Here is an 11,938-nt window from a genome sequence, read left to right on the forward strand (position 1 = left end):
CCTACTCTTTCATAGAGATGGTGGGCCAGTTGTCCTTGCCCCAGGTTATTTCCTTGATTCTCAGTTTGGGCTTGCCCTCGTCTTTCTTGTCGTAGGCGTGGAAGACGAGGTAGTCTTTTCCGTCGAAGGTATAGGTGGCGGAGTGCCCTACTGCGGCCCATTCGTCGTTTCCCTGCGCTATCAGCGTTCCCCCACCGTGTGCCAGGTTCTTGCCGTCCTTGTCGAGATATGGGCCGGCAATGTCTTTCGAGCGGCCCACCAGGATTTTATAGGTGCTGTTCAGGCCCTGGCAGCAGCGGTCCCAGGACACGAACAGGTAATAGTAGCCGTTCTTCTTGAACAGGAAGGGAGCTTCGATCGAACCGTTGACCACGCTTTTACTTTCCGCCAGAAGCTCCGGGGTATACAGCGTGGCGTAGTCCAGCTCGGGGTTGGCCGCGTCGCCGGCATCGCGCTCATCCAGCAGCCAGTTGCGCTTCCGGGCCGCGATGGTATGCCACTCCTGCTCCGGGCCCGTGGCCACAGAGGTCAGGTCGGGGTTCAGCTTCACCAGTTTTATACCCTGCCAGAAGGAGCCAAAGCTCATCCAGGGCGTGCCTTTGTCATCAAAAATGATGTTGGCGTCGATCGCGTTCCACATGTCGCGGCCCGGCACCGACTGCACCACAATGCCCTTGTCCTCCCATTTGAAGTTAGGGTCGCTGGGGTTCAGGGTTTTATTGGTGGCCACCGCGATGGCTGAGTTGTTGCGGCCAAACGAGGACACAGAGTAATACAGGTAGTAGGTGCCGTTATGGAAGATGATGTCGGGGGCCCAGATGTTCCCGTCAAACTTGGGTATCATTTTGGTAACCCACTCGGGCGTGCTCGCAAAAACCGGCTTTTCCTCCTTCCAGTTTTTCATATCCTTCGATGACTTGACATGGATGCCGTTCCCGGTATGGAAAACGTAATACGTGTCTTTCTGCTTGATCATCACCGGGTCGTGCACCACCACGTCCCGCGATTGCGCCTGCACTGGGGTATAGCCCAGCAGGAAAAGCAAAAGCAGGAAAAGGGGAAACCTGATATCGTATTTAAAGTCCTTCATGTTAATTAAATGTATTTAGTGGTGAAAAGATTGCCATACCCTCTGTGGTCTGGCGGTAAAGCGTAATTAGTGATCATGGCATATCACCTGGCTGAAGCCTTGAGAAAGTCGTCTAAAGCAAACAGACGCAAAGGGTGCAATACTATAAATGTAAAAAATACATTTATATAACACAAGCCCCAACGTTGCTATTATAGTTGTAGCGTAAGCCTTCAAAGTTATTTGCACCCTGCATCTGGCACTTATGCTTCATGCCTATACCTCCTCACCTCTACTTTTTTGCTTTCATTCCATCATAAAACGCTGGAGAACCTCCCCTCATCTGAAACCTTACACTTACAAGTTTTGTATATACAAACATTAGCCGTACCTTTGTGTTCTTGAAAGAGCCATGCGCATAGAAGATGAAATACACCAGAAAGCCTTTAAGGATGACTACCGTCGCCTGCTCACGAACCTGTTGTTTACCAACAACTGGCTCAACCAGCAGCTGACGCCCTTCTTCAAGGAGTTTGGCCTGACCCTGCAGCAGCACAACGTGCTGGCTATCCTGCGCGGGCAGCACCCGAGCCCGGTATGCTTCGGCGATATCCAAAACCGCATGGTGGACCGCAACTCCAACGTGACGCGCCTGATTGACAAGCTGATTGAGAAAGGCTACGTGACCCGCGACATCTGCCAGGCCAACCGCCGGATGATCGATGTGCGCATCACCGAGCCGGGCCTCCGGAAGCTGGAGCAGATTGACGAGAACTTTCCCAAACTTTTTCAGAAACTTCATAACCTTAAGCAGGATGAGGCTGTTGTAGTAAGCAACCTTTTGGATAAGCTCCGCGGGTAGTTTTTTTTGATAAAATACTTGTATGCACAAGCAATGTATATACCTTAAATCCTGATCTCTATGAAAACGATACAACTGCAAAACACTGCTGTCCCGGCCCTTGGGCTCGGAACCTTCCAGCTGGAAGGCGATACTGCCCTGAACATGGTGCAGGCGGCGCTCGCAATGGGCTACCGCCACATCGACACGGCGCAGATGTATAACAACGAGGAGGCCGTTGGGGCAGCTATCAAAGCTTCCGGCGTGGCCCGCCAGGATGTGTTCCTGACCACCAAGGTGCTGCCCTCGAACCTGGCGAAAAAAGATTTTCTGCCCTCGGTGGAGGAAAGCCTGCGGAAGCTGAAGACGGACGCGGTTGACCTGCTCCTGATCCATTGGCCAAACGCCGAGGTGCCGGTAGCAGAATATATGGGCGAGCTCATGAAGGCCCGGGAAAAAGGCTATACCCGGCACATCGGCGTGAGTAACCATACTACTGCCCTGCTGGACCAGGTGCTGGCGACAGGCGCCGATATCATCACCAATCAGGTGGAGTATCACCCGTTCCTGAGCCAAGACAAGCTATACCAGTACCTGCGCGCCCATGGCATCGCCCTGACGGCGTACAGCCCGATTGCGCACGGCAAGGTAATGGGCAACGCCACGCTGCAGCAGCTTGGCGAGAAGTACGACAAGAACGAGGTGCAGATCACGCTTCGCTGGCTGCTACAGCAGGACGGCGTGCTGGCCATCCCGAGGACTTCGAAAGAGAGCCACTTGCAGTCAAACATTGACGTTTTCGATTTTGAGCTGACGCAGGAGGAAATGCAGCAGATAGATGCGCTGAAGCAGGCAGACAACCGCCTCATCAGCCCCTCCTTCGCCCCGGACTGGGACTGATGGAATTTTGAATAACTGAATTTTGAATCATAGAATGGGAGTATGCTCCTGTTTCAACAATTAAAAAAATAACAATTACTATGTCAGAAGCACTTTTAAAACCGATAACACTAAACGACCTCGAACTGAAAAACCGCGTGATCATGGCTCCCATGACGCGTAGCCGCGCCGCCAACGAAGGCAACGTGCCCAACGACCTGATGGTGACGTACTATACCCAGCGCGCCGGGGCCGGACTGATCATCTCGGAAGGCTCGCAGGTTTCTGCGCAGGCCGTTGGCTATATAAACACACCCGGTATCCATACCCCTGAGCAGGTGGAAGGCTGGAAGAAAGTAACGAAGGCGGTACACGACGAAGGCGGCAAGATTTTCCTGCAGCTGTGGCACGTGGGCCGCATCTCGCACCCTGATTTCCATGACGGTGCGTTGCCGGTGGCTCCCTCTCCCCTCAACCCGAACGATAAAGCCTATACCCCGCAGGGCTTCAAGGACACCGTAGCGCCACGCGAACTGACGGTGGAGGACATCAAGCAGATCGTGCAGGACTTTAAGAATGGCGCTAAAAACGCGATGGAGGCCGGTTTCGACGGCGTGGAGGTACACTCTTCCAACGGGTACCTGCTGCACCAGTTCTTTGCCTCTACCTCCAACGTGCGCACCGACGCGTATGGCGGCTCTATCGAGAACCGCGCCCGCATCCTGTTCGAGATTCTGGACGCGATCAAAGAGGTAATGCCGATCGGGCGCGTGGGTGCCCGCTTCAACCCGAGCCTGCACGGCGTGTTTGGCATGACGCTGAACGAAGACACCATCCCGACCTTCGACTACATCATCGGGAAGCTGAACGACTATAACCTGGCCTACGTGCACCTTTCGGAGCCGTTTACCGATGTAAGCGAGTTGCCGGAAGCCGAGCCGAACATCGCGAAGCGTTACCGCCCGATCTACAAAGGCAACCTGATCATCAACGCGGGCTTCACGCAGGAGACGGGCAATAAGGTGATCGAAGACGGGGACGCCGACATGGTGGCCTTCGGGGTGCCGTTCATCGCGAACCCGGACCTGCCGGAGCGCTTTGCACAAAACGCGGAGTTGCAGCAGCCCGACAAAGACAAGTTTTACTCTCCCGGTGCCGATGGCTACATCGATTACCCTTCTTTAAAAGAAGTGGAGGCCTAAGCCTAAGGCGCTTATATATATAACACCTATAGTTTACAGCCCGCTGCCTTTTGGTGGCGGGCTGTTTTGTTTTATACCTGTGCCAATGGCCATACAGCACGCCCGGAGGCATCAAAATTGCGCTATCATTACCAAGATCAGCACAATTTGCGTTACTTTTACTTTTAAAGCCTGCTACGGAAGGGTAGCCCTGAAGGCTGACACGCGTTATACCACACATGAAACTGAAAATAAGAACCGGCTTCGGCTATGATGTGCACCAGTTGCAGGAGGGCCTGGATTTTTGGCTCGGGGGCATTAAAGTGCCGCATACGCATGGGGCGCTTGGCCACTCCGACGCGGATGTGCTGATCCACGTGATTTGCGATGCCCTGCTGGGCGCGGCCAACATGCGCGACATCGGCTTCCACTTCTCCGACAAAGATCCTAAGTATAAAGGCATCGACAGCAAGATTCTGCTCAGGGAGGTGGTGCACCTGCTGGCGCTGGAGGGGTATGAGATCGGCAACATCGACTCGACGGTATGCCTGCAGGAGCCGAAGGTGAACCCCCACATTCCCGCCATGAAGACCTGCCTGGCCGAGGTGATGGGCATCCCGGAAGAAGACATCTCCATCAAGGCCACCACTACCGAGCACCTGGGCTTTGTGGGCAAAAAAGAGGGCGTGGCCGCTTTTGCCACCGTGCTGATTATCAAACAGTAATCCGGATTTTATACACCAGAACGCCCCCCTGCGCCGTTTATAGGTTGCTGCCAGCCCCTGACGGAGCCTGCGCAGTACCGAACCAGACACATTAACTTATATAACCTACTCTACTTTATACTATGCGACACCAGATTTATGGCTACGTGCTGCTGGCCGCCCTCGGGTTCGGCTGCGCCAAAACGCCAAGCGCCTCTTCCGTGGCCGAAACCACCAACACCCCGCTAACCGACGCGGCCAAACTAAGCGAAGCTGCCCCGAAATACGCCAGCACCGTTACCGCCGCTGACCTTTCCAGGCACCTGCACATTATCGCCTCCGACGAATACGAAGGCCGCGACACCGGTATGAAAGGCCAGAAAATGGCGGCGGAGTATATCTCCCGCGAGTTTCGGGAAGACGGTGTAGCCGGTCCTGTGCAAGGCGGCAGCAACCCCTATTACCAGACCTTCGACCTGGAGAAAAGCCAGTGGGGCGATGGCTACATTTTAGTGGGCAAGGAAAAATACCTGATGATGCAGGACTTCTTCGTGCTGGGCAGTTCGCCGTTTCAGACTGAGCAGGCGGCCGACGTGGTGTTTGCCGGCTACGGCATCGACACCGACGCCTACTCCGACTATGCCAACCTCGAGGTGAAGGGAAAAACCGTGGTGGTGCTGGCCGGCGAGCCGAAAGGCGGCAACGGCACCTTCCTGGTGAGCGGCACCTCCAAAGCCTCCGACTGGGGCAACGACTACCGCACCAAGCGCAAAGCCGCCACAGACCATGGGGCCAAAGCTGTGCTGATCGTGACGGGCACCAACACCGAGGAATTCAACAGCCTGACGCAGCGCTACAAGGCTTACGCCAGCCGCCCGTCCATCGGCATCAAGAGCAACGCCGACCAGCCAACCGCTGCCACCATGTTTATCTCGCCAATAGCGGGCGCTGCGCTGCTGGGCACGACAACACAGAAGCTGACAGGCTATAACCAGCAGGTAGCCACGGCAGGCAAGCCGGTGGCCGCGACTTTCAAGGTGGCCAAAGACGTGAAGATCATGACGGCGCGCAACGCCTCGCCGCTGGCCACAGAAAACGTGCTGGGCTTTATCGAAGGCACCGACAAGAAAGACGAGATCGTGATCGTGACATCCCATTACGACCACGTGGGTATGGACACCACCCGCCAGGGCGACCAGATTTACAACGGCGCCAACGACGATGGCTCGGGCACTGTGGCTGTAATTGAACTGGCAGAAGCATTCGCGCTGGCCAAAAAAGACGGTTTTGGACCACGCCGCAGCGTGCTGTTCATGACCGTGACCGGCGAGGAGAAGGGCCTGCTTGGTTCGGAGTACTACTCTGAGAACCCGGTGTTCCCGCTCGAGAACACTGTAGCTGACGTGAACATCGACATGATCGGGCGCATGGACACCGAGCATGAGAAGGTGAACGACAGCAACTACATCTACTCCATCGGCGCCGACAAGCTCTCCTCGGAGTTGCACCAGATCAACGAGGCGATGAACGAGAAGTACGTGAACCTGAAGCTGGACTATACCTTCAACGACGAGAACGACCCGAACCGCTTCTACTACCGCTCCGACCATTACAACTTCGCCAAGCACGGCATCCCGATCGTGTTTTACTTCAACGGCGTGCACGCCGACTATCACCAGCCGTCGGACGAGGTGGAGAAGATCAACTTCGAAAGCGCCGAAAAAGTGGCACGCCTCGCCTTCTACGTGGCCTGGGAACTGGCCAACCGCGACAACCGCATTGTGGTAGACAGCAATAAGAAATAGTTCCGGGTTCCGAGTTCCGAGTTAGGGATAAGAGAGATTATACTTAAAACTTGCGTTTCACAGCATATCCATTCAAAGTACCTCTTTTCACTCGGAACCCGGAACTCAGAATTCGGAACTCTTTGTAGAACTCGGAACCCGGAACTCGGAATTCGGAACTCTTTTAGAACTCAGAACTCATTAGCTGCTTTCAGAAAAACACCCTAACTTTAAGGGTGTTTTTTCTTTTTAGCGCAAACTTGCAGCTATATAACAGAAAAGACCGTAGGGGGAGATTAGCATGAGTAAACTGAAACAGTTTCTGCTAGACGCAGAATCAAAAGCATTTGACCAAGGCCACCGCGCAACCATCAAGTTCAACATCGGGAAGTATAACTCCGCGGTGCAGCGTGGCCTTACCCAGTACTCCGACCATGAGCTGGCCCGCGAGCGCGGTTCCTATATAAAAACCAATACCATCAACAACCTCGACAAGTATTTGATGGAGTTCGAGGCCAACTTCACTGCCCGTGGCGGCAAAGTGATCTGGGCCCGTGATGCGCAGGAGGCCCTGAAGGAGATCGGTGAGATTATGAAGCGCAAGCGCGCCCGCTCTGTCGTGAAGTCCAAGTCGATGATCACGGAGGAGATTCACCTCAACGAGTTTCTGGAGAAGAACGGCATCGAGACGGTGGAAACCGACCTGGGCGAGTACATCGTGCAGCTCGCGGAGCAGCGCCCATACCATATCGTGACACCGGCCATGCACATGTCGAAGAAGGACATTGCCGAGCTTTTTGTGCGCAAACTGGGCATCGCGCCCACCGACAACGCCGAGGAACTGGTTGCCGTGGCCCGCAAGCTGCTGCGCGACAAGTATACCTCCGCCGAGGTGGGTATAACCGGGGGCAACTTCCTGATCGCAGATATTGGCGGCGTGGCCGTGACGGAGAACGAGGGCAACGCCCGCCTCTCCACCACTTTCCCGAAAACGCACATCGCGGTGGTGGGCATCGAGAAGATGATCCCGTCTATCATGGACCTGGACCTGTTCTGGCCCCTGCTAAGCACCAGCGGCACCGGCCAGAACGTGACAGTGTACAACACCATCATGACGGGCCCGCGCCAGCCAAAAGAGAAGGACGGCCCTGAGGAGATGTATGTGGTGCTGCTGGACAACGGCCGTACCGACCTGCTGGCCCTGCCCGAGAAGCGCGAGGCCCTGAACTGCATTCGCTGCGGCGCCTGCCTCAACATCTGCCCGGTGTATAAAAACATCGGTGGCCATACCTACGAGAGCACTTACAGCGGCCCGATTGGCTCCGTGATCACGCCGCACCTGAACGGTATGGCCGAGAACAAGCACCTGAGCTTTGCCAGCTCGCTGTGCGGCGCCTGTACCTCTGTGTGCCCGGTCAAGATCAACATCCACAACCTGCTGCTGCTGAACCGCAAGCAGAGCGTGGACCAGGGTATGGCCGATAAGCAGGAAACCACCGCCTTCAAGTTCTGGCTGAAAGCCATGAAGAGCCGCACGCTGCTGAACCTGGCCCCTGCCTTCGCCAAGAACTTTGTGCTGAAGCAGGTGCTGAAAGACACCTGGAGCAAACGCCGCGAGCCGCTGCACGTGCCATCCAAATCGTTTAACCAACTCTGGAAAGAGCGCAAATAAACACTGAAAAGCCTGCCCCGCGCAGGCTTTTTTTATACCCTGCTGATTAGGATGGGCATTGCCCCGTGTATACCCGTAAACTAGTAAAAGAAAATCCTGATACATCAGGAGAAGTTATACCTGGTATAAAACCTTAATCTGTATAGCCCCATGATAGTTTCTAAAATGGCGCAAAACCTGATCGGCTCCGAAATTATTCGGGTTGCCGGCGAGGTGAATGCGATGATTGCAAAGGGTGAGCCGATCTGCAACCTAACCATCGGCGACTTTAACCCTGCCTTATACCCCATACCGGAGCCCCTGCGAGAGGGCATTGCCAAAGCCTACGCCGAAGGCCAGACCAATTACCCGCCTGCCAATGGCGTGGCCGCGCTACGCCAGGCAGCGGCGGCTTTCACGCAGGAGAACCTTGGGCTCGCCTACCCCGCAGACGACTTTTTGGTAGCCGGCGGTTCGCGCCCGCTCATCTACGCCACCTACCTCGCGCTGGTAGACCCTGGCGACAGGGTAATTTTTCCGACGCCATCGTGGAACAACAACCACTACTGCCACTTGTCGGGGGCCACGCCCGTGCTGGTGGAGACGCGGCCGGAGAACAACTTCATGCCCACCGCCGCCGACGTGAAGCCGCACCTGAAGGGTGCCACCCTGTTGGCACTGTGCTCGCCCCTGAACCCGACCGGCACCATGTTCTCTAAAAAAGACCTGGAGGAAATATGTGACCTGGTGCTGGAGGAAAACCGTAGCCGCGGCGAGGGCGAAAAGCCCCTGTACATCCTCTACGACCAGATTTACTGGATGCTCACCTTCGGCAACGTGGCCCATTACAACCCGGTTACCCTTCGGCCCGACCTCCGTGCGTACACCATTTTCATTGACGGCATTTCGAAGTGCTTTGCCGCTACCGGTGTGCGGGTAGGGTATGCGTTTGGCCCAACCGAGGTACTGGGCAAGATGAAGGCGATCCTGGGCCACGTGGGTGCCTGGGCCCCGAAAGCCGAGCAGGTGGCCACGGCGGCGTTTTTGCGGCAGCCGGAGGAGGTGCGCGGTTTTATGGATGTGTTTAAGCCAAAGGTGCAGGAAAGCCTGACGGTGCTCTACAACGGGTTCCGGGAGCTGAGGGATGCGGGCTTTGCTGTGGATGCCATTGAGCCGATGGGTGCCATCTACCTGTCCGCTAAAATGGACCTGGCAGGCAAAACCACATCCGAGGGCAAGGTGCTGCAGTCGAGCCAGGACATTACGTTTTACGTACTGCACGAAGCGAAGCTGGCCGTGGTGCCCTTCTCCGCTTTCGGCTCCAGCCGCGACTTGAACTGGTTCCGCTTGTCGGTGGGCGGCGCGTCGCTGGAGGAAATCAAGGCAGCACTGGAACGGCTGCGGAAAGCATTGGAGAAGCTTACGTAGACCTCTTTGGTGACAAATAAAGAAAGCCACTGTAGTTACAATTACAGTGGCTTTTCACTCAAACAGCTAAAATTATTCTCTTCCTAAAAAACCATCACAAACCCACCATGCGGCTTCAGCGTCACTTGCTGCGTGCTGTTGCCGGCAAGGTCCACGGCGGCGTTTCTAAAGCCTCCTTTCTCATTGTCGTCGGTGATAAGCTTGCCTTTTTTCTGTCCTAAGAAGGCCAGGTCCAGGCTCACGGTCTTTTCAGTGTTTTCTCCATTCACTCCGGCTACGTACCAATGGTCGCCGGCCCGGCGGGCAAGCACAGCCAACTCACCCGGAAATCCGGTCACAAACCGGGTATCGTCCCACACAACCGGCACCTGGCGCAGGTAATCTTTTACATAGTCCGGCACGTGCTTCATCCCCTGATCGGTTTCTGAAAGGTGCTGGATGCCCGACTGGAAGACAACGGTTAAGGCCAGCTCGTGGCCCACCGTGGTTTTGCGGTCGATGCCCGGGATCACGTGCAGGCTCATCGGCGTAAAGTCCATCGGGTCGAACACGTTCCGGACGAACGGGATGGTCGCGTCATGGGCAGGGGCCTCGTTGGCGTTCACTTGTTCGAAGGTGATGAACTCAAAGCCCTTGATCGCCTCCACGGTCATCAGGTTCGGGTAGGTACGCTGCAGGCCGCGCGGCAGCGTGGTGCCATGGAAGTTCACCAGCAGTTCGTTGGCGGCGGCGTCTTTCAGGATATCGGTATAGTATTGCATAACGCTCTGCCCGTCTCCGCCGAAGAAGTCGATCTTCACGCCCTTCACGCCCATGTCGTGGATGCGCTTAAACTCTTTCATGCGGCTTTCGTGCGTCACCATCAGGTGGAGGGGCGTTTGCGGCGCCTCGTTCCAGGTGCCATTCGAGTTATACCACAACAGTATACCGACGCCTTTAGTGGCCGCGTAATCGGTCAGCTCTTTTATCTTGTCATACCCTATCATCACGTCCCAACCGGCATCGATCAGGGTATACTCCCAGTTCATGTCGGCGGTAAAGTCGATGAAGCGTTTCTGCACGTGGTATACCGTGGAGTCGTCTTTTAGGATTGGCCAGCTCCAGGCGGCGATACCCGGCTTGATGAAGGACATGTCCATGGCCACGGCGGGCTTGGCGAGGTCGGTGCCGAGCGTAGACTCCACAATGGTCTTCAGGCTGCCGACAGCCAGAATGCGCCACGGCGTATACCAGGGCAAGGTGGACTCTGGGTTCAGGGCGCCGCCCGGCAAGTGCTCCACCGCCTGCGGGAAGCCGATGGTATACTCCCCAGCCGGTGCGTTTTGCTGTAGTCGGGTACCGCTGTACGTTCCCTCCGGAGCCGACTCCGTGATCAGCACCCAGTTGTTGCCTGTCTGGAAAAGGGCCGGGTATACCCAGCCTGCCTTGGTTGGGGAGGGCGTGCCCACGGCGATGCCCTTCATATAGTACTCTTCGTAAGAGGGGTTGGTCTTGGCCCAGCCCGATTTGGCATCCGACATGGGCTGTATCCAGGCCTTGGCCTGCTCTCCGAAGTTGAACGAGGTAAGCTCCTGGCTCACTTTCTTCAACTCCGACGAGCTGCCGGGGAAATAGTAGCGGAACGCCACCCCATCGTTGGATACCTGGAAGATAACGTCCATTTTGCCCCCGGCGGTGTTTGTCAGGTGATACGTGCGCCTGTTGGCGTTGTAGGTGTTCTTTTTGCGCTTAGCGGTCAGGATTTCATACGTGTCCTGCACGGGCTCCACGCCTGATACCGACTCCAGCAGGAGTCCCTGGCTAAAGTCCGCATCCTCCAGCAGCAACCCGAGCCGCGATGGCTCCAGCACCAGCGTGTCGTTTTTGCTGACCGTGTAAAGCGCCTGCTTCCCGTCTTCCGCGATTCGGAACTGAACGGTCAGGCTGCCGTCGGGGCTTTGGGTGGTGAGGTTGCTGCTCTCCTTGCCCATACCCGATTTGGAGGAGGAACACGCATACAGGAGAAACAACAGGGCCAGTGCGCAGATCTGCCGCATTTCCTTTACTTGTGCGTTGCTTAATTCTACTTTCATACCTTATTTCTATCGATTTATATAGAGCTTCGTGATGCAGGCGAACTGAAACACTGTTGGCAGCTGTAAAACCCCGGCCTGTTTCTTTTGCGCTGTAATTGTCGATTCTAATTTCAAATGGCGGCTTTGGACGACAGCTTTTGCGACAGCACTGCCTAAGCTTTATTTTAGTGTCAAAAACACACTTACAATATAAGCGAAAGCTTTCAGTTATCCAGCATCAACCCGAAAAGATGGTGCAGATTTTTAAATTAGCGGGGGATGCGGCACAGAAACCTGGCAATAACCCTGAAGACAAAGGCAGGTTTGGCTTGCGCCAGGCAAAACAG

9 protein-coding genes are annotated in these 11,938 nt (G+C 55.6%); 7 read left to right on the forward strand and 2 right to left on the reverse strand.

Annotation, left to right across the window (positions count from 1 at the left end; genetic code table 11):
- Position 1: 1 nt before the first annotated feature.
- The gene (locus MKJ04_RS14665; protein ID WP_241642398.1) at positions 2-1,090 is read right to left on the reverse strand and encodes an arabinan endo-1,5-alpha-L-arabinosidase; all 1,089 of its coding nucleotides are present in this window, start codon (positions 1,088-1,090) and stop codon (positions 2-4) included.
- Positions 1,091-1,481: 391 nt separating this feature from the next.
- Here MKJ04_RS14665 and MKJ04_RS14670 point away from each other — a divergent pair, with 391 nt between their 5' ends.
- The 7 genes from MKJ04_RS14670 (at position 1,482) to MKJ04_RS14700 (ending at position 9,537) form a co-directional block, all read left to right on the forward strand.
- Entirely contained in the window at positions 1,482-1,931 is a 450-nt protein-coding gene (locus tag MKJ04_RS14670; protein WP_241642399.1) for a MarR family winged helix-turn-helix transcriptional regulator, read from the forward strand.
- Positions 1,932-1,991: 60 nt separating this feature from the next.
- Positions 1,992-2,810 carry an aldo/keto reductase gene (locus MKJ04_RS14675; protein WP_241642400.1) on the forward strand — a complete coding sequence of 273 codons (819 nt, stop codon included), beginning with the start codon at positions 1,992-1,994 and terminating at the stop codon, positions 2,808-2,810.
- 80 nt (positions 2,811-2,890) lie between these two features.
- Positions 2,891-3,991: an alkene reductase gene (locus tag MKJ04_RS14680; protein ID WP_241642401.1), complete on the forward strand. Its 1,101-nt coding sequence runs from the start codon at positions 2,891-2,893 to the stop codon at positions 3,989-3,991.
- A gap of 218 nt (positions 3,992-4,209) precedes the next feature.
- The gene (gene ispF / locus MKJ04_RS14685; RefSeq protein WP_241642402.1) at positions 4,210-4,695 is read left to right on the forward strand and encodes a 2-C-methyl-D-erythritol 2,4-cyclodiphosphate synthase; all 486 of its coding nucleotides are present in this window, start codon (positions 4,210-4,212) and stop codon (positions 4,693-4,695) included.
- Between the two features lie 122 nt (positions 4,696-4,817).
- Positions 4,818-6,479 carry a M28 family peptidase gene (locus MKJ04_RS14690; RefSeq protein WP_241642403.1) on the forward strand — a complete coding sequence of 554 codons (1,662 nt, stop codon included), beginning with the start codon at positions 4,818-4,820 and terminating at the stop codon, positions 6,477-6,479.
- A gap of 280 nt (positions 6,480-6,759) precedes the next feature.
- Positions 6,760-8,130 (forward strand): LutB/LldF family L-lactate oxidation iron-sulfur protein, encoded by a 1,371-nt coding sequence (locus MKJ04_RS14695; RefSeq protein ID WP_241642404.1) that lies wholly within the window; start codon positions 6,760-6,762, stop codon positions 8,128-8,130.
- 150 nt (positions 8,131-8,280) lie between these two features.
- Positions 8,281-9,537, forward strand: coding sequence for a pyridoxal phosphate-dependent aminotransferase (locus MKJ04_RS14700; RefSeq protein ID WP_241642405.1), 1,257 nt, complete (start codon positions 8,281-8,283; stop codon positions 9,535-9,537).
- Positions 9,538-9,620: 83 nt separating this feature from the next.
- On the opposite strand, the gene MKJ04_RS14705 is transcribed toward MKJ04_RS14700, so the two are convergent.
- Entirely contained in the window at positions 9,621-11,609 is a 1,989-nt protein-coding gene (locus tag MKJ04_RS14705; protein ID WP_241642406.1) for a glycoside hydrolase family 97 protein, read from the reverse strand.
- Between the last annotated feature and the right edge of the window lie 329 nt (positions 11,610-11,938).

Source organism: Pontibacter sp. E15-1 (genome assembly GCF_022601975.1).
In the GTDB taxonomy this organism is placed as follows: Bacteria; Bacteroidota; Bacteroidia; order Cytophagales; family Hymenobacteraceae; genus Pontibacter.